Origin of the sequence: Massilia pinisoli, from assembly GCF_024753285.1 — a bacterium.
GTDB classification, from domain to species: Bacteria; Pseudomonadota; Gammaproteobacteria; order Burkholderiales; family Burkholderiaceae_D; genus Telluria; species Telluria pinisoli.
This window is the reverse complement of record NZ_JANUGW010000002.1, coordinates 1-23,670: the sequence shown is the minus strand read 5'-3', so window position 1 is coordinate 23,670 and position 23,670 is coordinate 1. Positions and strand designations below refer to the sequence as shown.

Annotated in this window: 24 protein-coding genes; 3 read left to right on the top strand and 21 right to left on the bottom strand. The window is 65.1% G+C overall.

From position 1 onward, the window contains the following. Positions 1-42 precede the first annotated feature (42 nt). From NX784_RS02345 to lepA, 3 genes are read right to left on the bottom strand one after another with little or no spacing between them, the layout of a single operon-like run. Positions 43-447, bottom strand: coding sequence for a DUF4845 domain-containing protein (locus tag NX784_RS02345; RefSeq protein ID WP_258815097.1), 405 nt, complete (start codon positions 445-447; stop codon positions 43-45). 18 nt (positions 448-465) lie between these two features. Further along, complete coding sequence (gene lepB / locus NX784_RS02340) at positions 466-1,380, bottom strand: signal peptidase I (protein WP_258815096.1); 915 nt, start codon at positions 1,378-1,380, stop codon at positions 466-468. 3 nt (positions 1,381-1,383) lie between these two features. Then, positions 1,384-3,177, bottom strand: a complete 1,794-nt coding sequence (lepA, locus tag NX784_RS02335) for a translation elongation factor 4 (RefSeq protein ID WP_258815095.1) — start codon at positions 3,175-3,177, stop codon at positions 1,384-1,386. Between the two features lie 360 nt (positions 3,178-3,537). Here lepA and NX784_RS02330 point away from each other — a divergent pair, with 360 nt between their 5' ends. Beyond that, positions 3,538-4,509: a hypothetical protein gene (locus NX784_RS02330; RefSeq protein ID WP_258815094.1), complete on the top strand. Its 972-nt coding sequence runs from the start codon at positions 3,538-3,540 to the stop codon at positions 4,507-4,509. Here the strand turns inward: NX784_RS02330 and NX784_RS02325 are convergent, their stop codons facing one another. From NX784_RS02325 to NX784_RS02255, 15 genes are all read right to left on the bottom strand, one after another. Then, a complete protein-coding gene (locus NX784_RS02325; RefSeq protein WP_258815093.1) occupies positions 4,510-5,745 on the bottom strand; it encodes an ATP-grasp domain-containing protein in 1,236 nt (411 codons plus the stop codon). Continuing rightward, positions 5,742-7,190, bottom strand: a complete 1,449-nt coding sequence (locus NX784_RS02320; protein WP_258815092.1) for a pyridoxal phosphate-dependent decarboxylase family protein — start codon at positions 7,188-7,190, stop codon at positions 5,742-5,744. The genes NX784_RS02325 and NX784_RS02320 overlap by 4 nt, the downstream gene beginning before the upstream one ends. A 75-nt stretch (positions 7,191-7,265) precedes the next feature. Continuing rightward, entirely contained in the window at positions 7,266-7,535 is a 270-nt protein-coding gene (locus NX784_RS02315; protein WP_258815091.1) for a glutaredoxin family protein, read from the bottom strand. Then, positions 7,532-8,986 carry a DegQ family serine endoprotease gene (locus NX784_RS02310; RefSeq protein ID WP_258815090.1) on the bottom strand — a complete coding sequence of 485 codons (1,455 nt, stop codon included), beginning with the start codon at positions 8,984-8,986 and terminating at the stop codon, positions 7,532-7,534. Before NX784_RS02310 ends, NX784_RS02315 begins: the two co-directional genes overlap by 4 nt. A 150-nt stretch (positions 8,987-9,136) precedes the next feature. After that, entirely contained in the window at positions 9,137-9,478 is a 342-nt protein-coding gene (locus tag NX784_RS02305) for a sigma-E factor negative regulatory protein (RefSeq protein ID WP_258815089.1), read from the bottom strand. 64 nt (positions 9,479-9,542) lie between these two features. Then, entirely contained in the window at positions 9,543-10,145 is a 603-nt protein-coding gene (gene rpoE / locus NX784_RS02300; RefSeq protein ID WP_258815088.1) for an RNA polymerase sigma factor RpoE, read from the bottom strand. A 69-nt stretch (positions 10,146-10,214) separates the two neighbouring features. Further along, on the bottom strand, positions 10,215-10,727 hold the full coding sequence (locus NX784_RS02295) for a hypothetical protein (RefSeq protein WP_258815087.1): 513 nt from the start codon (positions 10,725-10,727) through the stop codon (positions 10,215-10,217). A gap of 107 nt (positions 10,728-10,834) precedes the next feature. After that, positions 10,835-12,079, bottom strand: a complete 1,245-nt coding sequence (fabF, locus tag NX784_RS02290) for a beta-ketoacyl-ACP synthase II (protein WP_258815086.1) — start codon at positions 12,077-12,079, stop codon at positions 10,835-10,837. Positions 12,080-12,104: 25 nt separating this feature from the next. After that, the gene (gene acpP / locus NX784_RS02285; protein ID WP_036168404.1) at positions 12,105-12,344 is read right to left on the bottom strand and encodes an acyl carrier protein; all 240 of its coding nucleotides are present in this window, start codon (positions 12,342-12,344) and stop codon (positions 12,105-12,107) included. Between the two features lie 177 nt (positions 12,345-12,521). After that, complete coding sequence (gene fabG / locus NX784_RS02280; RefSeq protein WP_258815085.1) at positions 12,522-13,259, bottom strand: 3-oxoacyl-ACP reductase FabG; 738 nt, start codon at positions 13,257-13,259, stop codon at positions 12,522-12,524. 35 nt (positions 13,260-13,294) lie between these two features. Next, the gene (gene fabD, locus NX784_RS02275; protein WP_258815084.1) at positions 13,295-14,230 is read right to left on the bottom strand and encodes an ACP S-malonyltransferase; all 936 of its coding nucleotides are present in this window, start codon (positions 14,228-14,230) and stop codon (positions 13,295-13,297) included. 83 nt (positions 14,231-14,313) lie between these two features. After that, positions 14,314-15,294, bottom strand: coding sequence for a beta-ketoacyl-ACP synthase III (locus NX784_RS02270; protein WP_258815083.1), 981 nt, complete (start codon positions 15,292-15,294; stop codon positions 14,314-14,316). 2 nt (positions 15,295-15,296) lie between these two features. Beyond that, on the bottom strand, positions 15,297-16,337 hold the full coding sequence (plsX, locus tag NX784_RS02265) for a phosphate acyltransferase PlsX (protein ID WP_166859100.1): 1,041 nt from the start codon (positions 16,335-16,337) through the stop codon (positions 15,297-15,299). Positions 16,338-16,543: 206 nt separating this feature from the next. Further along, the gene (gene rpmF, locus NX784_RS02260) at positions 16,544-16,726 is read right to left on the bottom strand and encodes a 50S ribosomal protein L32 (protein WP_005666806.1); all 183 of its coding nucleotides are present in this window, start codon (positions 16,724-16,726) and stop codon (positions 16,544-16,546) included. Positions 16,727-16,936: 210 nt separating this feature from the next. Further along, complete coding sequence (locus NX784_RS02255; RefSeq protein ID WP_258815082.1) at positions 16,937-17,434, bottom strand: YceD family protein; 498 nt, start codon at positions 17,432-17,434, stop codon at positions 16,937-16,939. Between the two features lie 105 nt (positions 17,435-17,539). Here NX784_RS02255 and NX784_RS02250 point away from each other — a divergent pair, with 105 nt between their 5' ends. Together NX784_RS02250 and NX784_RS02245 are read left to right on the top strand one after the other, a co-directional pair. Beyond that, positions 17,540-18,157, top strand: coding sequence for a Maf-like protein (locus NX784_RS02250; protein WP_258815081.1), 618 nt, complete (start codon positions 17,540-17,542; stop codon positions 18,155-18,157). 8 nt (positions 18,158-18,165) lie between these two features. Continuing rightward, entirely contained in the window at positions 18,166-18,915 is a 750-nt protein-coding gene (locus tag NX784_RS02245; RefSeq protein WP_258815080.1) for an SAM-dependent methyltransferase, read from the top strand. A gap of 47 nt (positions 18,916-18,962) precedes the next feature. On the opposite strand, the gene NX784_RS02240 is transcribed toward NX784_RS02245, so the two are convergent. The 3 genes from NX784_RS02240 to aceA form a co-directional block, all read right to left on the bottom strand. Continuing rightward, positions 18,963-20,237 (bottom strand): EAL and HDOD domain-containing protein, encoded by a 1,275-nt coding sequence (locus tag NX784_RS02240; RefSeq protein ID WP_258815079.1) that lies wholly within the window; start codon positions 20,235-20,237, stop codon positions 18,963-18,965. 163 nt (positions 20,238-20,400) lie between these two features. Further along, positions 20,401-21,555 carry a 23S rRNA (adenine(2030)-N(6))-methyltransferase RlmJ gene (locus NX784_RS02235; RefSeq protein ID WP_258815078.1) on the bottom strand — a complete coding sequence of 385 codons (1,155 nt, stop codon included), beginning with the start codon at positions 21,553-21,555 and terminating at the stop codon, positions 20,401-20,403. A 468-nt stretch (positions 21,556-22,023) separates the two neighbouring features. Further along, entirely contained in the window at positions 22,024-23,322 is a 1,299-nt protein-coding gene (gene aceA, locus NX784_RS02230) for an isocitrate lyase (RefSeq protein WP_258815077.1), read from the bottom strand. Between the last annotated feature and the right edge of the window lie 348 nt (positions 23,323-23,670).

Here is a 23,670-nt window from a genome sequence, read left to right as displayed (position 1 = left end):
GGCGCCGCGCGCCGATCCCGCCCGCGCGCCCGCCCGGCTGTGTTACTTCGTGTCGGCCTTGGCGGCAACGACGCCGCTCGGGTCCGTCGTGCCGGCAAAGTCGAACAGCAGGCTGACGTTGCCTGCCAGCGGCACGCGCTTTTCGTAGGCGAAGCTGATTTCCGTCGTACCGCCGTCGCGCGTGATCACGAGGTCGCGGCCCGAGACCGCGCTGACGTCGTTGACGCCGGCGTTCTTGTCGAACGCCTGCTGGATCTCTCGCACGGAGCCGCTGCCGGCATCCGCCTTGGCCTTGACGATCGCATCCTTGACGGCGCGGTATTCGATGAACGCCGGCGTCACCTTGATGGCCACGAGCGCCAGCGCACCCAGCACGATCAGCACGACGATCAGGCCCGACAGCGAGACACCGCTCTCCGCACCGATCCGATATTTGCCACCTTTCATTTCACCCTCCGCGTCGGCTTAGTGGATACCGCCGATGCGCTTCAGGTTGCTGAAGTTCATCCAAACAAACACAGCCTTGCCGACGATGTTCTGGTCCGGCACGAAGCCCCAGTAGCGGCTGTCTGCGCTGTTGTCGCGGTTATCGCCCATCATGAAATAATTGCCTTCCGGTACGATACAGGTAAAACCATCGTAGGAATAGGTGCAATTTTCGTGATGAGGGAACTCCTCCACGGCGCCCAGGTTGATCGTGTGCGCACTGTCCATGTTCAGGATGCGGTGCGGGGCATTCGGCAGCTTTTCCAGGAATTGCTTGTGGTAAACCGGGCGCTCGTCGTCCAGGTAATCGTCCATCGGCGCGTACTCGATGGGCTGGCCGTTGACGGTCAGGCGCTTGTTCTCGTAAGTGATTTTATCACCCGGCACGCCGATCACGCGCTTGATGTAGTCCTGGCTCGGATCCTTCGGGTATTTGAACACCATGACGTCGCCCCGCTGCGGATTGCCCACTTGCACGATCTTCTTGTTCACGATCGGCAGGCGGATGCCGTAGTCGAACTTGTTCACGAGGATCAGGTCGCCCACGAGCAGCGTGGGCACCATCGACGACGACGGAATCTTGAACGGCTCGAACAGGAACGAGCGCAGCACGAACACGAGCGCGATCACGGGGAAGAAGCTGCCGGAATACTCGACCCACGTCGGCTGGCGCAGGATGGCGGCTTCCAGCGCGGCGCGGTTGCCGTTGTCCAGCTTGATGCCGTCGGCCGTCAGCTTGGCATGGCGCGCGTCGTATTCGGCGAGCGCCGCATCCGCCTTCGCGCGGCGCTGCTTCGACAGGACGAACACGTCCAGGCACCAGATGACGCCCGTGATGACCATGGCGACGAACAGGATTAACGCAAAATTCCCTAGAATCGGTTGCAGGTTCATTGCTTATTTTTCTTCCACTTGGAGGATGGCGAGGAACGCTTCTTGCGGGATCTCCACCGAGCCCACCTGCTTCATGCGCTTCTTGCCGGCTTTTTGTTTCTCGAGCAGTTTCTTCTTACGGCTGACGTCGCCGCCATAGCACTTCGCCAGCACGTTCTTGCGCAGCGCCTTGACGTTTTCGCGCGAGATGATCGTCGCGCCGATCGCGGCCTGGATCGCCACGTCGAACATCTGGCGCGGGATCAGTTCGCGCATCTTCGCAGCCACCTGGCGGCCGCGGTAGGCCGCATTCGCGCGGTGCACGATGATGGCCAGGGCGTCGACCTTGTCGCCGTTGATCAGCATGTCGACCTTCACGACGTCCGATGCGCGGTATTCCTTGAACTCGTAATCCATCGACGCATAGCCGCGCGACGTCGACTTCAGGCGGTCGAAGAAGTCCAGCACGATCTCGGCCATCGGGATCTCGTACACCAGCTTCACCTGGCGGCCGTGGTAGCTCATGTCCATCTGCACGCCGCGCTTGCCGGTGCACAGCGTGATGACTGCGCCGACATATTCCTGCGGCATGTACAGGTTGACGGTGACGATCGGCTCGCGCACCTCGTCGATCTTCGACACTTCCGGCATCTTCGACGGGTTGTCGACCTTGATCATGGAGCCGTCGCGCATCACCACCTCATAGACGACGGTCGGGGCGGTCGTGATCAGGTCCTGGTCGAATTCGCGCTCCAGGCGTTCCTGGATGACGTCCATGTGCAGCAGGCCCAGGAAGCCGCAGCGGAAGCCGAAGCCCAGCGCCTGCGACACTTCCGGCTCGTACTGCAGCGCGGCGTCGTTCAGCTTCAGCTTTTCCAGCGAGTCGCGCAGCGCGTCGTACTGGTTCGCTTCCACCGGGAACAGGCCGGCGAACACCTGCGGCTGCACTTCCTTGAAGCCCGGCAGCGGCTCCGGTGCCGGGCGCGACGCCAAGGTGACGGTATCGCCCACCTTGGCGGCCTTCAATTCCTTGATGCCGGCGATGATGAAGCCCACCTGGCCGGCCTTCAGCTCAGACAGCTGCACGGAGCGCGGCGTGAACACGCCGACCTGCTCCACCAGCTGCTGGGAATCCGTCGCCATCAAGAGGATCTTGTCTTTCGGGCGCAGCGTACCGTTCTTCACGCGCACCAGCATCACGACGCCGACATAGCTGTCGTACCACGAGTCGACGATCAGCGCCTGCAGCGGCGCGTCCGGATCGCCTTCCGGCGGCGGCACTTTCGCGATCAGCGTCTCCAGCACATCTTCCACGCCCAGGCCCGTCTTCGCGGAGCACGTGGTCGCGTCGGTGGCGTCGAGGCCGATGACGTCCTCGATTTCCTGCTTGGCGCGGTCTGGGTCGGCGTGCGGCAGGTCGATCTTGTTCAGGATGGGCACGACTTCCACGCCCAGGTCGAGTGCCGTGTAGCAGTTCGCGACCGTCTGCGCTTCCACGCCCTGCGACGCGTCGACGACGAGCAGCGCGCCTTCGCACGCGGACAGCGAGCGCGACACTTCATAGCTGAAGTCGACGTGGCCCGGGGTGTCGATGAGGTTCAGGTTGTAGACCTGGCCGTCGCGCGCCTTGTAGGACAGCGCCGCGGTCTGGGCCTTGATGGTGATGCCGCGCTCGCGCTCCAGGTCCATCGAGTCGAGCACCTGCTCGTCCATTTCACGTTCCGACAAGCCCCCGCACAACTGGATGATGCGGTCGGCCAGCGTCGATTTGCCGTGATCGATGTGGGCGATGATGGAAAAGTTACGTATGTTTTTCATTAACAAACTCAAAACCAAAAAGAGCGGCACGCGGCCAGGCCGGCAGCTTCGATGCTGTCGGCGCAATACGAAAAAAGCGCCGCGTCTGGGGGACGGAAGGTTCCCCGGGCGAGCGCCTTATCGGGCGAGTCGCGGCGCGCAATGGCCGCGGCTGGACCCGCAAGCTGCCCATTTTACCGGATTTCGAGCCAGAAAGCCCGGTTTCCGGGGGAAGGCCCTCGGAAAACTCCGCCCGCACGACCCGTTCTTCTCTTGCCGGGCTGTCAACACGCTGAGGAATTTCCTTTCCGAGCGTCAAGTTTGCGCGGGGCGCGTCGTTAAAGAGACATCGGCGGCCCGCCGCCTTCCACGCCCGACATCATGATCTACACGTCCGAACCGCAAGCATGGAGCGCCCTGCTGCGCCAGCCCTTGGGAGAGCGCATCCTGCCGCTCCCCGACGAGGTGCGCGAATTCGTGCACCAGGTGAACATGGCATCGGGCATGGACGCCGTGCCCGTCCCTTGCACGCCGGACGGGGCCATGCTGGCGGACCTGCGCGCCGCGCTGGCCCGCATGCCCGCAGTCGTGCACGCGCTCGTGAGCCCGCAGCTGCTGGGTGTCTGCGTGGGCCGGGGCCTCGGTTCGTCGGGCGTGACGGACATCGTCGCCGACGCCGTCGACGGCCGTATCCTCGGCTGCATCGTGCTGCTCGACATCGATCTGCTGGAAACGCACACCGCGAATTCCTGGGCGACTTGGAAGGAAAACCTGCCGTTCGGCGGCCCCGGCTTTTCGCTCGCGGCGACGATCGCCGAGCCGCACGACGACACGCGCGCCAATGCCCTGCAATTCCTGCTGCTGCATGAGTTCGGCCACGTCGTGACGGCAGGCGGCACGTTCCTGCCGCGCTGGTGGGAGCCCGTGCCGGCCGCGACGTTCCCCTTCCTCGACCTGAGCTGGGGCGTCAATGCGCAGGGCCGGTTCGCGCCGTGGGAAGGGTCCGACTTCGCGCTGCGCGGCGTCGTCGACTTCTACGGCACCAACAAGCTGGACAGCGAAGCCATCCTGACCGCGTACTCGGGCCTGGAAGGCAGCGACTTCCCCAGCCTGTACGGCGCGACGAACCCGTACGACGATTTCGCGGAATGTTTTGCGAGCTATGTCCACCACGAATTGCTGGGCCGCCCGTACGCGCTGCGCGTCGACTACGACGGCGTGCCGCAGGCCACGCTCGACAGCTTCTGGGCGAGCCCGCGCAGCCATGCGAAGCGCGCGTTCATGCGCGCGCTGCTGGGCGAGCCGGCCGCCCTGCCCGTCGCCAACGACGCCCACGCGCTCGCGGCGGCCTGATCAGGCCGCCGGCTGCGCCGCCCGGTGCAGCATCGCCTCGAACGCGCGGAACACCTTGTCCATCGCGGGGCCCTTGTACGGGTACTTGCCGGGGTCGTCCATCGCGTGCACGACCATCGCGTTGTCCACCTCGAAGATGAGCAATCGGCCATCGCGCGTCTCCGCGCAATCGATGCCCAGGTAGGGCAAGCCGATGCGGGCGTCGATCTCCGCCAGCGCGGCCGCGTGGCGCTGCGCGAAACCGTCGTCGAAGCCGGCCATGCCCGCGGCCTCCTCCGCCCGTTTCGTTGCGCTGTCGTCCATGCCCGCGTTCAGGTAGTGCACCATCCAGTGCGACGAGATCGCCAGGTGGCAGATGAACGGCTTGCCGTCGATGAGCACGATCCGATATTTGCGGAACTGGCCGTCCAGGCCCGAATAATCGACGAAGGGCGCCAGGTAGAACTCGCGCGACGGCTGCGCCGCCAGGTAGGCGCGCAGCGCCGCGGCATCGTCGACTTTCTGCAGGTCGGTGCCCGCGTGCGAGTCGAGCGGCCGCACGATCAGCGGAAACGCTTCGCCCGGCAGCAAGGCCTGCACGTCGAGCGCGCCCTGCGCCAGTTGCTCGGCCGTCGCGCGCGCCACGCGCGCGGTGCGCGGCATCACCGTGCCCGTCGTGCCCTCGAGCTTCGCGTGCGCGCCGTCGCGCGACAGGTGGGCGATGTTCTCCGGCCGGTTGACGACGGGCCGCGGCCAGTCCGCCAGCATCTGCGCGACGTCGCGCAGCAGCACGACGTTCGCGTCCGATTGCGCGATGGCGACGAACAGAACGTCGTGGTCGGGCACCTGTTCCGGGAACGGCAGATCGGGCGTCACGTACTGCACCTGCGCGGCGATGTCCGTCGTCTGCAGCAGGAATTCGATGGGGGTGTTGGCCATGAAGTCGCCGGGCCCCATCAGCACGAGCAGGTTCAACGTGGGCGTGCGCGCCGGTACCGGCAGCGCGTACAGCGAACGGGTGGCGAGCGCGTGGCGCTGGATGTCCAGGCCCGCGTCGCGCTGGCCCAGCACTTGCAGCACGCAGCTGGCGTCCAGCCACGCGTTCGCATCGTCGGGATTGGCCTGCGCGCGCGCCAGCAGCATTTCCCCGACGGGCCGCAGGTCGTCGTGGTAGAACGCGCAGCGCATCAGCGTGGCCGCGCCGATCAGCGGGGCGTACGGCGTGGTGGCGGCATCGATGAGTTCGGGTGTGATCATGGGGTGGCGGGCTGGGACAGACGGCGGCCGGCACGCAGCACGGCATCGACGAGGGCGTCGACGTCGGCGGGGCCGGTACGGTGGTTGACGATGGCGGCGCGGACCGCGTAGTGACCTTTGATCGTCGTCGCGGACGGCGCCGCGAGGCCCTCGTCGTACAGCGCGAGCACGATTTCGCGGTTGACGCGTTCCGCGTCCGCGCACACGTAGCGGAAGCACACGATGTTGAGGGTGACTGGGGCCACCAGTTCGAGTTCCGGCTCGGCCGCGACGCGCGCTGCGAGGTGGCGCGCCACCGCGCACGTGGCCGAGATGGCGCGGCCGATGGCGTCGGCGCCGTAGACCTGGAACGTCAGCCACGTCTTCAGCGCGCGGAAGCCCCGCGACAGGTCCGGGCCGACGTCGCACGGCCACGCTGTGCCGGCCGCGAGCCCCCGTCCCGCACGCTGCAGATAGGCGGCCGGCGCGGCGAAAGAGTCGAGCATGCGGTCGCCATCGCGCGCCATGAAGTAGCCGGCGTCGTACGGCACCTGCCCCCATTTGTGGAAGTCGAACGCGATCGAATCTGCCCGGTCGATGCCGGCGAGCAGCGGCGCGACGTCCGGCGCCAGCATGCCCAGCGCCGCGTAGGCGCCGTCGACGTGCAGCCATATCTCCCGTTCGTGCGCGAAGTCGGCCAGCGCGGCGAGCGGGTCGATGGCGCCCGTGTTCACCGTCCCGCAGCTGGCCACGACGAGGAACGGCCGCAGCCCGCCCGCGCGGTCGGCGTCGACCTGTGCGGCTAGGTCGGCGAGGTCCATGCGGCCCGCGGCGTCGACGCGGACGCAGCGCAGCGCATCGGTGCCGAAGCCCGCCATGTCCATCGCCTTCGCGATGCAGCCGTGCGCTTCGGTCGATGCGTACGCGCGCAGGTCCGCATGCGCCGCGAGCCCTTGCGCGCGCACGTCGCGCCCGAGCGCGCTCGTGCGCGCGACGACGACGCCCATGAAGTTGGCGATCGACGTGCCGGTGACGAACACGCCGCGCGCGCCGTCCGGAAAGCCGAACAGCGACGCCATCCACGCGGACACCTGCCGCTCGACCTCGACGGGCGCCTGGTTGCGCCCGCCGACGTTCGCATTCAGCCCGCCCGCGATCATCTCGGCCAGCATGCCGACGGGCGTGCCGGCGCCATGCACCCAGCCCATGAAGCCCGGATGCGGATTGCCGACGGTATAGGGGATGACGTTGTCCTGCAAGGTGCGGTACGCGTCGGCCAGCGAGCCGGGCCCGCGCGGCAGCGGCGCACGCAGGCTCTCTTTGGCTGCAAGCGGCATCTGCTGCCACACGGGCCGTGCGCGAATGCCTTCCAGGTAGTCGAACATATCGTCCAGCATCTGGTGCCCGAGGGCGCGGATGCCGGTCCAGTCGTCGGGGTCAAGCGTAGTGTCGGGGCCGTCAGCCATGGGGGTCAATCAGGAATCGATGTCGCCGATTATCGCAGGTCGCGGCGACTTCGATCCAGTGAACACGATGGGATGCTACGCCGCGGCCGCCTGCAGGCCGAGGTGGCGCCGCAGCGCCGCCTCGTCGAGGAAGTAATGGCACAGCTCGGAGCCGGCCGCGTCGACCAGCACAGGCACCAGTTCGTCGTAGCGGGAGACGAGGTCGGGGTCGGCATCGACGTCGACCACGTCCACCGCGTACGCCATGCCCAGTCTCGCCATGAACGCCTGCAGCGCCGCCAGCATGTCCTCGCACAGGTGGCAGTACGAGCGCGAATACAGCGTGAACCGTGGCACCGCGGTCATGGGCGCGGCCGGATGACGAGGTAGCGCGACACGTTCTCGCGCCGCACCAGCAAGGCCACCGGTTTCTTGGCGTCGAGCTTGGCGACGAGGCCGTTGAACTGGCCCGCGCTCGTGATCTCGACGTTGTTCATCTGCAGGATCACGTCGCCCTGGCGGATGCCCGCGGACGCCGCGCGTCCTTCGGCGAACTCGACCAGCACGCCGGCCTCCGTCTTGAGCTCGCGCTTCTGCGCGGCCGTCAAGTCGGACACGTGCAGCCCCAGCGCGTTCGGCGCCTGCTCCGGCGTCGGCTTCTTCGGCGACGCCTTCGCCGTCGACGATTTGTCTTCCTGCAGTTCGACGATGGTCACGGGCACGTCGAGCTGGGTGCCGCGGCGCCACACGGTGACGGTGGCCCGGCTGCCGACGGCCGTGCCGCCCACGAGGCGCGGCAGGTCGGACGAGCGCTCGATGTCCTTGCCGTTGAATTTCAGGATGATGTCGCCGACCTTGACGCCGGCCTTGTCCGCCGGGCCACCCGGCTCGACCATCGCGACCTCGGCGCCGCGCGCGCGGCCCAGGCCCAGCGATTCCGCCACGTCCGTCGTGACTTCGCTGATCTGCACGCCCAGGCGGCCGCGCGTGACCTTGCCCGTCTTGCGGATCTGGTCGGTGACGCGCATGACCTCGTCGATCGGCACGGCGAACGAGATGCCGTTATACCCGCCGGACAGGGTGGCGATCTGGGAATTGATGCCGATGACTTCGCCACGCATATTGATCAGCGGACCGCCCGAGTTGCCGGGATTGACGGCGACGTCACTCTGGATCAGCGGCAGGTACTCGCCCGTGTCGCGCGCCTTGGCCGAGATGATACCGGCCGTCACCGTGTTCTCGAGGTTGAACGGCGAGCCGATGGCGATCACCCACTCGCCCACGCGGATCTTGCTGGAATCGCCGATGCGCACGCTGGGCAGGTTGCGCGCGTCGACCTTCAGCACCGCCACGTCGCTGCGTGCGTCCGAGCCCAGCACCTTGGCCTTGAATTCGCGGCGGTCCGTCAACGTGACGACGACCTCGTCCGCGCCCTCCACGACGTGGGCATTCGTGAGCACATACCCATCGTCCGAAATGATGAACCCGGAGCCGACGCCCCGCTGCACGCGCTCTTCCTGCGGCTGCTCCACGGGCCCGCCGCGGCGTCCGCGCGGCGCCATCTGGCCGCCGAAGAAGCGGCGCAGGAATTCCTGCATGTCCTCGTCGGGCCCGCCCTGGTCGAGGCGGACGCGTTCGGTGGTGCGGATGTTCACGACGGCCGGGCCGACTTTGTCGACGAGGTCGGCAAAGTCCGGCAAGCCCGTCACGGGCGTGACGGCGACAGGAGCGGCCGCCTGGGCCGCCGGAAAAAACATCAGACTCGCGCCCGCAAACACGAGGGCGGACAGGAGCGCGCTTCCAGTTTTGCTTGTCATAGGATCGGTATGGTCTGTGCTTGAATGGATCGTATGGTAAGACAAAAGTGCATTGTTGTCGCGTTGGCACGCCCGTGGCGGACCGGACATGACCGGGCCCGGCAATGCGAATGGTAGCCCTGTGGCGGGCCGTAGCGGGACAGGATCGACTCAGGTGGGGCCGGCGACGGTCTGGTCGAATTGCGGCGCCGCGCCGGCGGCGTCGCCGGCGGCGGGACGCTTGCCGGGCGCGGGCTCGGCCGCGAGGCGTGCCGCCAGGCGTTCGGCGAAGCCCGGCGACAGGTCGGGCGCGGGCGCCGCGCGTAGCACGTCGCCGATCTGGTGGAAACGCGCCCAGGCCTGCCCGCCGTCCGGGGTGTCCAGGGCGGCGAGCGCCAGTTCCTGGTCGGCATCCGGGAGCTCGCCGTCGCACAGCGCCGAGATGAGTTCGCGGTTTTTCTTGTTGGTGTCCATCATCGTTCCATCACGCCGGTGATCCTTCGTCTTCATCATCGGGAATCCCGATACGACCGCCGCCAGCGCCGGTCGTTCGCCATTCCTCCACGATCATCGCTACCTACCGACGTTTGTCCGCCGAGACATCGAGCAAGGGCCTCAATTTCTCGGCGATGACTTCGCGCGCCCGGAAAATCCGGCTCCGCACCGTACCGATTGGACACGCCATCACTTCGGAGATTTCTTCGTAGCTCAAACCTTCGATTTCGCGCAGGACGATCGCCGTCCGCAATTCCAGCGGCAAGGCATCCATGGCCGCGTTCACGGTATAGGCGATCTGCTTGCTGGCCAACACCGATTCCGGTGTATTAATGTCTCGCAAGCTATCCGCGTCGTCAAATCCTTCCGCACGTTCCGCATCGGTTTCCGTCGAGGTCGGTGCCCGCCTGCCCTGCGTGACCAGAAAATTCTTTGCCGTATTGATGCCGATCCGATACAGCCACGTATAGAACGCGGAATCGCCGCGGAAATGGCGCAGTGCGCGGAACGCCTTGATGAACGTTTCCTGCACGACGTCTTCCGCCTCGGCCGGATCGTGCACGAGGCGCAACACCAAGCGCATCAGGCGGCGCTGGTATTTCGACACCAGCAGGTCGAACGCCCGGCGATCGCCGGCCTGGACGCGCTCGACCAGCAGTTGATCACATTCGCGTTCGGTCGTCATTGCAATGCCCCGTTGGCTGCGGCGGCGTCCCTGGTATGCGGAAAACGGTCGCCCGCAGGCGGCGTTTCCTTAAGAGTTGGTCCGCTGCAATGAGTTCGTCGTGTCTTCGCATCCTTCGCCCACATGCGGACGCCGGCCGGCCACCGCCAGCGCGACCGCCAGCGCGCGCCAGGCCGCGGGCTCGACGCTGTCGCGCCACACGGCCAGCACGCGCGGCCTCGCGCCGGGCGCGGCGTACCGCACGAGCATCAGCATGGGCCAGATGACCGAGTCCGGCAGCAGGGCCGCGGCGCCTTCCCGCGCGGCGCGATCCCGGCCGTCCACGTCCTGTTGTACCGTCACGCGCAGGTCGCCGGTTCCAGAAATATCAATCCGGTGCGTCTTTGGACGACGGACCGCGGCGCCCAGCACGCACGCGCCGCCCCCCGCCAGCGCGAGGGCCAATTGAGGTGCCAGCAGGAACCGTTCGGGCGCCAGCAGCCCGACGGCAAGCGCCGACGCGCATTGTGCCAAGCCGCAACCTCCCCACACGAAACGCTGGATGCGCGACGGCCTGACGAGCGCGGAGACCGCGATCGACATGGTGAGTCCAGTGGTGAACGGGCGCCAGGCCAGAAATGACAAACGCCCACTCCTTTGACAGGAATGGGCGCTTGAAAGTTCAGCTTATTTCAGCTATTTGGCGAAGTTTAGATCTTCGCGAAGACCAAGGTACCGTTGGTACCGCCGAAGCCGAAGGAGTTTTTCACCGCGTAATCGATCTTCATGTCCCGCGCCGTGTTGGCGCAGAAGTCCAGGTCGCATTCCGGATCCTGGTTGAAGATGTTGATCGTCGGCGGCGACACCTGCTTGTGGATCGCGAGCACCGTGAACACCGACTCCAGGCCGCCCGCGCCACCCAGCAGGTGACCCGTCATCGACTTGGTGGAGTTGACAACCAGCTTCTTCGCGTGGTCGCCGAAGGTGCGCTTGATGCCCTTCACTTCCGCGACGTCGCCTACCGGCGTCGACGTGCCGTGCGCGTTGACGTAGTGCACCTGATCCGGGTTGATGCCTGCGTACCGCATCGCGTCGACCATGCAGCGCGATGCGCCGCTGCCGTCCTCGAGCGGGGCCGTGATGTGGTTCGCGTCGGCGCTCATGCCGAAGCCGACGACTTCCGCGTAAATCTTGGCGCCACGTGCCTTCGCGTGTTCGTACTCTTCGAGCACCATCACGCCAGCGCCCTCGCCCAGCACGAAGCCGTCGCGGTCGCGGTCCCACGGACGCGATGCCGTCGCCGGATCGTCATTGCGCGACGACAGCGCGCGTGCCGAGGCGAAACCGCCCAGGCCCAGCGGCGACACCGTCGATTCCGAACCGCCGGCGATCATCACGTCGGCATCGCCGTATTCGATCAGGCGGGCTGCCTGGCCGATGCAGTGCAGGCCGGTCGTGCAGGCGGTCACGATCGCCAGGTTCGGGCCGCGCAGGCCGAACTTGATCGACAGGTCGCCCGAGATCATGTTGATGATCGACGCCGGGACGAAGAACGGCGAGATGCGGCGCGGGCCGCGGCTGTCGTACTCCGCCTTCGTGTCTTCGATCATCGGCAGGCCGCCGATGCCGGAGCCCACGAGCACGCCGATGCGATCGCGATTGTCGTCGGTGACGACGATGCCCGAATCCTGTAACGCCTGGATGCCCGCGGCCATGCCGAAATGGATGAACGTATCCATATGGCGGCCTTCCTTGCCCGGCAGGTAATCCTCGACGTTAAAGTTCTTCACCTCGCCCGCGAAGCGGGTGGAAAAAGACGTTGCGTCAAACTTGGTGATGTTGGCAATGCCCGACTTGCCCGCCAGTGCTGCCTCCCACGCCTCGGCAATGGTGTTGCCGATCGGAGAGATGCAACCCAGGCCGGTGACGACGACACGGCGGTTGCGTGAACTCAAGCGCTTCTCCTGAAATCCTGAAAGCTTAGGCCTTGACGTGTGCCTGTGCGTACTCGATAGCCTGGCGAACGGTCGTGATCTTCTCGGCCTGCTCGTCCGGGATTTCCATTTCGAATTCGTCTTCCAGGGCCATCACCAGTTCCACGGTGTCCAGCGAGTCAGCGCCGAGGTCGTCAACGAACGAGGAATCGATTTTGATGTCTGCTTCGGCAACGCCCAGTTGCTCAGCGACGATTTTTTTAACGCGTTGTTCGATATCCGACATGTTATGGCTCCATTAGGTATGTGTTGCGGAAAGTGCGCGCATTTTATCAGGCTTTGCGCGTTGTAAAACTATTTTCAGCGTCTGCCGCTAAATCGGCTGAAACTACTGCCAACTGCTGAGATTTTTTCGGAAAACGTGCCGGCCAAACGCTGCAAAACAGGCCGGCACGCCCGGCCATCAGTTCATGTACATGCCGCCGTTGACGTGCAGCTCGGACCCCGTGATGTAGTCGGCCTGCGGGCCGGCCAGGAAGGCGACGGCGTGCGCGATGTCTTCCGGCTTGCCCAGGCGGCCCAGCGGGATCTGCGTCAGCAGCGCCTCGTGCTGGCCTTCGCCCAGCGCTTTCGTCATGTCGGTGTCGATGAAGCCCGGCGCCACGCAATTGACGGTGATGTTGCGGCTGCCGATCTCGCGCGCCAGAGCGCGGGTCATGCCGGCCACGCCGGCCTTTGCCGCTGCGTAATTCATCTGGCCCGGATTGCCGGCCGCGCCCACGACGGACGTGATGTTGATGATACGCCCCTGCTTCGCCTTCATCATCCCGCGCAGTACGGCGCGCGACAGGCGGCCCACGGCCGTGAGGTTCGTGGCGATCACGTTGTCCCACTCCTCGTCCTTCATGCGCATCGCCAATTGATCCTGGGTGATGCCCGCATTGTTGACGAGGATGCCGATCGTGCCGACGGTCTTCGTCACGTCGTCGATGACGGCGGCGCATTGCGCGGCATCCGTCACGTTCAGCACGACGCCCTTGCCGCCGAACTCGGCGAGGTAAGCGCCGATGGCTTCCGCGCCGGCCGGCGTGGTCGCGGTGCCGACCACTTTGGCGCCCTGGCGGGCCAGTTCGAGTGCGATGGCCTTGCCGATGCCGCGCGAGGCACCGGTGACGAGGGCGACTTGGTTTTGCAGATTCATTGAGTCCTCTTCTTAAACGGGGGATATTGCGGCGCTCAGCCTTTGACGGCGGCGAGCACGCGTTCCAGCGCGGCCTGGTCGACCAGTGCTTCGCCCACCAGCACCGGGTCGATCCGCTTGGCCATGCCGATCAGGGTCTTGCTCGGCGCACATTCGATGACCTGGGTCACGCCATCGGCGGCCATCTTCTGCATGGTCTCGACCCAGCGCACAGGGCCGGCCGCCTGGCGCACGAGCGCATCCTTGATTGCAGCCGGATCGTTCAGGATAGCCACGTCGACGTTGTTGATCAAGTCGATCTGCGGTGCGGCGAAATTCAGGGTCGCCATATAGTCGCGCAGGCGGTCCGACGCGGGCTTCAGCAGCGACGAGTGGAACGGCGCCGACACGGCCAGTTTCATGGCGCGCTTGGCGCCTTTGGCCTTGGCGATGTCGCAGGCGCGCTCGACGGCGGCCGTGTGGCCCGCGATCACGATCTGCGTCGGCTCGTTGAAGTTGACGGCTTCCACCACTTCGCCCTGGGCTGCCTCCGCACAGACGGCACGCACGTCGTCGGCCGACAGGCCGAGGATCACGGCCATGCCGCCCTGCCCGACCGGCACGGCATCCTGCATAGACTGGGCGCGGAAGCGCACGAGCGGCACCGCATCCTTAAAGTCGATCACGCCGGCCGCGACGAGCGCCGAGTATTCACCGAGGCTGTGGCCGGCAACGACGGCCGGCTTGGGGCCGCCCGCGGCGATCCACGCGCGATACACGGCGACGGCTGCGGTCAGCATCACGGGCTGCGTGTTGGTGGTCAGGTCGAGGTCTTCCTTCGGGCCTTCGGCGATCAGCTTGCCGAGGTCCTGGCCCAGCGCTTCCGACGCTTCGGCGACGGTCTGGTCGACGACCGGGTTGCCGGCGAAGCCGTTCAGCATGCCGACGGCTTGCGCGCCCTGGCCCGTGAAAAGAAAAGCGAATTTACTCATCAAGTGCTCCTTGATCTTGTTGTGCGGACGCCGATCCGTTCGACCGGACGCCCGGTGGGTTGTTCAGTCCGGGTTGACCGGCGTCACATGCGCGCCAGGACGGCGCCCCACGTGAAGCCACCACCCACGCCTTCCATCATGACGTTGTGGCCCGGCTTGATGCGGCCGTCGCGCACGGCGATGTCGAGCGCCAGCGGGATCGACGCGGCCGAAGTATTGCCGTGTTCGTGGACGGTGACGACCATCTTCTCGTTCGGCAGGCCCAGCTTCTTCGCCGTGCCCGCCATGATGCGCAGGTTGGCCTGGTGCGGGATCAGCCAGTCGATGTCGCTCGCCGGCATCTGCGCATGTGCCAGCGCTTCGTTGGCGACCTTTTCCAGCACGGTGACGGCCAGCTTGAAAACGGCCGGGCCGTCCATGTACAGGAACTTCTGATTGGCGGACGCGTTGCCCGGATTCGCGGGGCCGCACAGGATGTCGCCGTAGCTGCCGTCAGCATGCAGCTTGATGGACAGCACGCCCGGCTCTCCCGAGGCCGACAGCACGACGGCGCCGGCGCCGTCGCCGAACAGCACGCAGGTGGTGCGGTCATCGAAGTCGAGGATGCGCGAAAACACTTCCGTGCCAATCACGAGCACGTTCTTTGCGTGACCGGCCTTGATGAACGCGTCGGCCGTCGACAACGCATACACGAAGCCGCTGCATACGGCCCCCATGTCGAACGCGGCGCTGTTGTTGCGCATGCCCAGCTTGTTCTGGACGATGCACGCCGTGCTGGGGAAGCTGCCGAAGAAGTCGGGCGTCGAAGTGGCGACGATGATCAAGTCGATCTGCTCGGCCTCCAGGCCGGCCGCTTCGAGCGCATTGCGCGCGGCGTACACGGCCAGGTCCGACGCGTTTTCGTCCGGCGCCGCGTAGTGGCGCGCGGTGATGCCGCTGCGGGTGGTAATCCACTCGTCCGACGTCTCGATGCCCTTGGCGCCCAACTGAGCCGCCAGGTCGTCGTTCGTGACACGCCGTGCAGGCAGATAGCTGCCGGTGCCGATAATTTTGCTGTAAGTCATTGCTAACCTTGCTGAATGGTTGACCCAGGCGCCCCTGCGTCGGGCGTTTGCGGCAACATTTCGGCGATCAAGGTCGAGAGTTGCGCTTGCACATTATATTTCGCCGCGTCAAAAGCGCGTCGAATCGCCCACTCGTAGGCGTACGCACTGGCACCGCCGTGGCTCTTGAACACGAGGCCCTTCAAGCCCAGCAGGCCCGCGCCGTTATAGCTTTCGGGGTTCAGCTTCTTCAGCGATTTGCGCGCCAGCAGCGCGCCCAACTTCGACATGGTGCTTTCCATGAACGTCGTCTTGAAGAAGCGGGACAGCCCTTCGATCGCCTTCAACGTGACGTTGCCGACGAAACCGTCGCACACGACGACGTCGACCGTGCCCTTGAAGATGTCGTTGCCTTCGACGTTGCCATAAAAATTCAGCACGCCGCGTTCGTGGTCGGCCCGCAGCAGGGGTGCGGTGGCCTTGACCACTTCGTTGCCCTTGATCTCTTCCGTGCCCACGTTGAGCAGGCCGATGCTGGGGCGGCGGTGCTCCATCGCCTCGAACAGCACGGCGCCCATGATGGCGAACTGGTGCAGGTGATGGGGCTCGCAATCCACGTTGGCGCCCAGGTCCAGCATATAAGTCGGGCCGCCCTTCTGGTTCGGCAGGATCGAGCAGATGGCCGGGCGGTCGACGTCGGCCATCGTCTTCAGCACATAGCGCGAGATCGCCATCAGCGCGCCCGTGTTGCCGGCGGAGACGCAGACGTCGGCGCTGCCGTCCTTGACGAGCTCGATCGCCACGCGCATCGACGAATCCTTCTTGCGGCGCAGGGCGACTTCGACGGGATCGTCCATCGCCACCACTTCCGACGCATGGCGGACGGTGAGGCGCGGCTGGTCGCCCGCATGATGTTTCTTGAGTTCAGCGCGGACCTGCTCTTCCTGGCCAACGAGGATCAGTTCGGCATCGGGTTCGCGCTTGAGGAAAGCGAGGGCTGCCGGGATGGTCACGGCGGGGCCGTGGTCGCCGCCCATGCAGTCGATGGAAATTTTGATTGTCATTTGTCGGGATGGACCGCAGGCTCAAGGTCGGCCGGCAGTTGCTCGTTCTCGGCGGGATACACAGCGAGCCGAGTCAGCGGGATGGAAAATGACGGTGTGCCAGTTCCGGTTGCGACCGGCGACACGGGTACCGCGAAAGAAAAAGCGGTGCCACGCATTCGTCATACGTTGCACCGCTTTCATCGAACAAAACAGCAAGACGTCGATTACTCGTCGTTCTTGGTCTTGAGCACTTTACGGCCACGGTAGAAACCGTTCGGGCTGATGTGGTGACGCAGGTGCGTTTCGCCGGTGGTCGGCTCGACTGCCAGGTTCGGGGCGGTCAGGAAATCGTGCGAACGGTGCATGCCGCGCTTCGACGGGGACTTCTTATTCTGTTGAACTGCCATGATGACTCCTAAACTTAAGTTCTAAAATTCTAACACATTCGACTTGCAAATACATGCGCATCGAGTATCCCAGCGGCAATACCCATGGGAAGGCCATTGCCGACATGCTTAACGCTGCCTTACAACGATGACTCAATACTCGAGCTGCACGCGTTTGACACGTTTTGACGCTGCGAATGCTACCCGGAGGCAGCACCCACTGCAATTCTTTTATTCAGATTTGAGGCTCTTCAATGCCGCAAACGGCGATACCTTCTCGGACTTGATCGTGTCCAGCAGCTTGGTATCGGGGCACACCTCGTGTTTCGGTGCCTGCGGCAGGGCCAGCAGGGCTTCATCTTCCAGCAAGTCGCGGATGTCGCAGGTGTGGCTGCCGACGATCACGTCGATGCTCTCGTCGTCGAGGATTTCCTCGATCTCGTCCGCTTCCGCGTCGTCCTTGCCCAGCACCAGCTCGGTCGACGAATCGATCTCGTAGCCGAACGGGGTCAGGCAGCGCTGGCACACCAGCTGCACGGTTCCGGAGACGGACAACGTCAGCATCGGATACCCCTGCCGCGTCTGGCCGCCATCGATGGACCAGGCGATCTCGCCGGACTTGTCGGCGCAATCGGCTGCCAGACGGGGCATGTCCACCACCGGCGTGACGCCTTCACGATGGCCGTTGTTCCGACAAAATTCAAAAGCGTCGATGACAAAAGCGCTCATTTGGAAAAACATCCCCGGAAAACCTGCGATAATAGCAGGCTTCGCCCCGCGTCGTCAAAGACTTCGTCGAAAAGCGCTATCTTCCTGTTTTATTTACAAAAATCGATGTCCAGCCCCACCCTTCCGCGCCTCATCCTGGCCTCCAGTTCCGCCTACCGGCGCGAGCTGCTGCAGCGCCTGCAGCTGCCGTTCGACACTGTCTCTCCCGACATCGACGAGACCCCGCGTCCCGGCGAGGCACCGGAAGCGACGGCGCTGCGGCTGGCGCGCGAGAAGGCTGCGGCCGTCGCCCGCGCGCATCCGGGTGCGCTCGTCATCGGCTCGGACCAGGTCGCCACGTTGGACGGCCTCCAGATCGGCAAGCCCGGCGACCACGCCCGCGCCCTCGCCCAGCTGCAGATGATGCGGGGCCACCGCGTCGTGTTCCACACTGCGCTGTGCCTGTGGGACGGCCGCCTGCCCGCGGATGAGGCCGCGCAAGTGGAAAACGTGCAGGTGTTCGTGACGTTCCGCGACCTGCCCGATGCCGAACTGGACGCCTATCTGCGCATCGAACAGCCGTACGACTGCGCCGGCAGCGCCAAGAACGAAGGACTCGGCATCGCCCTGCTCGAGCGCATCGACAGCAACGACCCGACGGCCCTCACGGGCCTGCCGCTGATCGCCCTCACGGGCATGCTGCGCCGCGCCGGCATGCCGTTTTTCACCGCCAACAATAATTAAATAACACGATGCCCGGTACGCTCTACCTCATTCCGAACACCCTCGGCCCGACGGACGCGGCGCCGCACGCACTGTCCCACGTCCTGCCCGAGCAGGTGCAGGACATCGCCAGCAAGCTCGACTACTTCGTGGCCGAGAACGCCAAGACGGCGCGCGCCTTCCTGAAACTGGTCGCCATCGACCATCCGCTCGCGCGCCCGCTGCAGGACATCCGCATCGCAGAACTCAACGTGAACACGCCGCCGCAGGCGCTGGCCGCCCTGCTGGCGCCGCTGCTCGACGGCCAGGACGCCGGGCTCGTGTCGGAAGCGGGCGTGCCGGCCGTCGCCGACCCGGGCGCCGACCTCGTCCGGCTGGCGCACCAGCACGGCGTTCCCGTGCGCCCGCTCGTGGGCCCGTCGTCGCTGCTGCTCGCGGTCATGGCGAGCGGCTTGAACGGCCAGAGCTTCGCGTTCAACGGTTATCTGCCGACGGACGCCGCCCAGCGCACGAAGCGCATCCAGCAACTGGAACAGCGCGCGCGCAGCGAAAAACAGACGCAGTTGCTGATCGAAACGCCTTATCGCAACGGCGCGATGCTGGAAGCGCTCGTGGCGAGCTGCCAGCCGCAGACCTTGATCTGCGTCGCGACGGATTTGTCGCTGACGACGGAAACCGTGCGCACGCAGACGGCGGCCAAGTGGAAGGCGCAGCTGGCGGCGGGTAACTCACCGGACTTTCACAAGAAACCGACTGTCTTCCTGTTCCTGGCGCTGTAGAATCGAAAGCGCCTTGCGGCTCGTACTGCGAAAGCGCCGCCGGGCGCTCAGTGCACCTCGGCGCCCAGTTCGCGCACCCAGCCGAACGCGGCCAGTTCGATGTCGCGCACCTGCTTGACGGACAGGCCCAGCCGGCCCAACGCGGCACCCAGGTCGCGGCCCGGTCCCGCATGTTCCAGCGATTCCGCGATGCTCAGCATCGCGCCGTAGTCGCCGTCACGCTCCAGCAGCGCGGCGCGCACGTCGCGCGATATGTCGACCTTGTCGAGGATCTCGCGCATCGGCACGCCGAACAGCGCATCCATCAGCGACATGATGCCGACGGTGAACGCCGTGTTGGCGGCGGCGACGTCGCCGGGCCGCAGGGTCAAGGTCATCAGTTCGAGCAGGCGGCCGCGCGTCGTGGCCATCTGCAGCAGGGGCGAATTCAGTTCGACGTGACCCTCGGGACCGCTGTACAGCAGGATCTGCACCCAGCGTTGCAACTGGCTGCGGCCCAGTTGGGCCAGCGCCTGCGCAATCGATTCCACGCGCGGCGCGCCCGTGCCCTCCAGGTGGCCGTTTACGAGACGCAGCAGATTCAGGCTCAGCAACGCGTCGCGCTTGACGGCCGCTTCGATGGCCTCGTTGTCCGCATGCGCATGGATCAGGTCCAGCAGGCGCAGCAGCACGAGCTCGGACGGCGTGATCTTCCTGCCCGACAGGATCGCAGGGCGGGCGAAATAATAGCCTTGGAAATATTCGAAGCCGAGTTCCAGGCACAGCTGGAATTCCTCGACCGTCTCGACCTTTTCCGCCAGCAGCTTCTGGTGTGGCCCGCGCAAGGTGCGCACGAGGTCGGCGAGCTCGTCGCGGCCGACGCCCTGCAAGTCGATCTTGATGACGTCGACGAGATTACGCAGCTTGCTGACCTGCTCCGAATGGCCTATCACGTCGTCGAGAGCGAACTTGAATCCGAGCTCTTTCAGCTCCCGGATACGCGCCAGCAATGCTGTCGTCGGGCGGACGGTTTCCAGGATTTCCAGGATGACTTGATCGGGAGGGAGGAAGCGGACGAAATCGCTCATCAGCACCACCTCGTCGACATTGACGAAGGCAGTCTGCTCGCCCACCACCTGCTTCATGCCCAGCTGCGACGCATGGGAGATCACGGCCGCGGTGGCCGCGGCATAATCGGTCAGCTGTGCGTCTTCATGCTCTGGCGCGGCACGAAACAGCAACTCGAACGCCACCAGTTTCTGGTCGCGCCCGAGAATGGGCTGGCGCGCCAGAAAGAACTCGTCGGACGGCGTGGACGCGACTGCCGTTGCTACCGCTTGCATGAAAAACTCCTGAAACACGCGGCACGCACCATGCGCACCGGAACCGGTCTGACCGGAATACGGGTGCGACTATACTACAGACGAGCAGTCTTTACATTTCGACATCGTATCAAAACGTTTCGGCAACAGTCATTCTTTTAGGAAACGTTTTATACGAACAGGGTCAGGACCGCCCCGAGCCGTTGCGCTTGAACGGTGCGCGCGGCGCCGTATCGGCGTTCGGACTGGCCTTGCGCGACTGCGTGCGGGCACCCGGTCCGGCACCGCGCGGGGCCGCCTTGCGTTCGCCTTGGGCTGCGTCGCCATCGCGCTGACCTGGGGCCGGAGAACGCTGGCCGCGTCCCGCCGCAGCGCCCGGCGCGCGGCCCTGCTCGCCTTCGCCGCGCGTGCGCGGACCGTCGCCATACGCCTGCCCGGGCAGGCGCAGGCTGCCGCCACCCGACAGCGGACTCGCCCGGCGCGCATTACCCACCGGCTGACGCGGCGCGCCGGCGGCGCCTTCGCGCGCGATGGCACCCGTCACCTGCGTGCCTTTTTCGATACGGAACGTGGCGCCGGCATCCTGGCCGAGTACCTGCACGAGGTAAGGCATCGTCTCGCGCAACGTCGCTTCCAGCGTGTATGGCGGATTCAGGATGAACATGCCGCTGCTGTGCAGCCCGTTGCCGTCGGCGCGCGGGCCCGCCACGCTCAACGTGACGTGCAACCATTCCTTCGCGGGCAGGCGCTTGAGGCGGTCGGCGAACTGGCGCGATTCCATGCGTTGCAGCACGGGATACCAGATGGCGTACATGCCGGCCGGGAAACGCTTCAGCGCTTCCTCGAGCGCGTCGCGCACGTGCTTGTAGTCCAGCTTGACTTCGTACGGCGGATCGACGAGCACCAGCGCGCGCCGCGACGGCGGTGGCAGCAGCGTCTTCAAACCGTGAAAACCGTCGGCGCGCTCGACGAGGATGCGGCGCCCGCGCGCCCGTTCGCCCTGCTCCGCATGGTGCGCCTCGCGCTTGCGGACGTTCTCGGCGAGCACCTTGATGTCGGCTGGATGCAGTTCGAACAGGCGCAGGCGGTCTTCCAGCCGGGCCTCGGCATCGGCCACCCACGGCGAGCCGGGATACCAGCGCAGCTTGCCGCTCGGGTTCAACGAGCGCACGAGGCCGACGTAGTCCGCCAGCGCCGGCGGCAGGTCGTCGCGGCCCCACAGGCGCGCGATGCCGTCGATGTATTCGCCGCTCTTGACCGCCTGCGCGCTGTCGAGCGCGTACACGCCGGCACCCGCGTGGGTGTCGATATACGTGTAGGCCGTGTCTTTCTGGTTCATGTATTTGTGCAACTGAACCTGAATAAAGTGCTTCAGGACATCGGCATGGTTACCCGCGTGGAAGGCGTGGCGGTAGCTGAACATAGGGATTCCAATCTGGTTGAGGCGGAGCCCACACCGCGCATGCGCGCGTGGGCCAACCACCATTATCCACCAGATACGTCTCTGGCCCAACAAGCGATAAATTCGGGGTCAGAGCACATATCACCACCATTCGGGGTCAGAGCACCTTGTCAAGCAAGTTCCTACGGCCAGTTTCCGTACCAGCCACCGCGCCTTCCCACAGCGGATGGCAACGCGCCACACATGGCTCGAACGAGTTTTTTTGCGTCCAAATAGTGATTCCATTGGTGCTCGGACCCCGAATCGATGCTCTGACCCCGAATTGATCAGGCACAAAAAAGCCGCAGCGGCTTGTGACCACTGCGGCTGACCATCCGAGGATGGGTGGAGGAATCTATCGGGGCATCAGGCGACTTTCTTTTCGTCGAAGAACTGTTCGTCCTCCGTCGAGCCGTGCAGTGCCGTCGTCGAGCTCTGGTGCTGCTGGATGGTCTGCGTCACCGCGTCGAAGTAGCCGGTGCCCACTTCGCGCTGGTGCTTGACGGCCGTGAACCCCTTGTCGGCGGCGGAGAATTCCGCTTCCTGCAGCTCGACGAAGGCCGACATGCCGCGGCGCGCATAGCCATGCGCCAGGTTGAACATGCTGTAGTTCAGTGCGTGGAAGCCGGCCAAGGTGATGAACTGGAATTTGTAGCCCATCGCGCCCAGCTCCTTCTGGAACTTGGCGATCGTGGCGTCGTCCAGGTTCTTCTTCCAGTTGAACGACGGCGAGCAGTTATACGCGAGCATCTTGCCCGGGAATTTGTCGTGGATGGCGTCGGCGAAGCGTTTGGCGAATTCCAGGTCGGGCTTGCCCGTCTCGCACCACACGAGGTCGGCGTACGGCGCATACGCGAGGCCGCGCGCGATGGCCTGGTCGACGCCCGGCTTGACGCGGAAAAAGCCCTCGACCGTGCGCTCGCCCGTGCAGAACGGCTTGTCGTTCGCGTCGACGTCGGCCGTCAGCAAGTCGGCCGCCTCGGCGTCCGTGCGGGCCACCAGGATCGTCGGCGTGCCCATCACGTCGGCCGCCAGACGGGCCGCCGTCAGCTTCTCGACGGCCTCGCGCGTCGGCACGAGCACCTTGCCGCCCATGTGGCCGCACTTCTTGACGGACGCCAGCTGGTCTTCGAAGTGCACGCCGGCGGCGCCCGCTTCGATCATGGACTTCATCAGCTCGAACGCATTCAGCACGCCTCCGAAGCCGGCTTCCGCATCCGCGACGATCGGCGCGAAATAGTCGACGTCGTCCTTGCCTTCCGACCACTGGATCTGGTCGGCGCGCTGGAACGTGTTGTTGATGCGCTTGACGACCATCGGCACCGAGTTGGCCGGGTACAGCGACTGGTCCGGATACATTTCGCCGGCCAGGTTGGCATCGCCCGCGACCTGCCAGCCCGACAGGTAGATCGCCTTCAGGCCAGCCTTGACCTGTTGCATGGCCTGGTTGCCCGTCAGCGCACCCAGCGCGTTCACGTACGGCTCGTCGTTGATCAGGTTCCACAGCTTCTCGGCGCCGCGGCGGGCGAGGGTATGTTCGATCTGCACGGAGCCTCGCAGCCGTACGACATCTTCCGCCGTGTAATTGCGGACGATACCTTTCCAGCGCGGGTTGGTCTCCCAATCCTGTTGCAGGGCGGCGATTTGCTGTTCACGAGTTGCCATGGCGTTCTCCCAATGTGAAACGAGGTTGGACAGTGATTCCGTTGGAAACAATGATAGCGCCGGTTGTGCGCAGCACCAATGGTCTTATATAAGACATATGACGGTTTTTATTTTCTTTTAAATCAAATGCTTAAAAATTCATTTTCATGATACGGAAGCAAATTTCTCAAAATGGAAACGGCCGGGTGTGACTCGCCGATTGGCTTTTCACATCTGCGAACCGATTTTCATGATGTGGGATACGAGCGTTATTTCCGCTGGGCACGCGGGCTATCGTGACGCAGATTCCGCTTCGGGCCTTGATAAATCAGTGCAACGATGCCGAGCCCCGCGGGCTTCGACGACGTG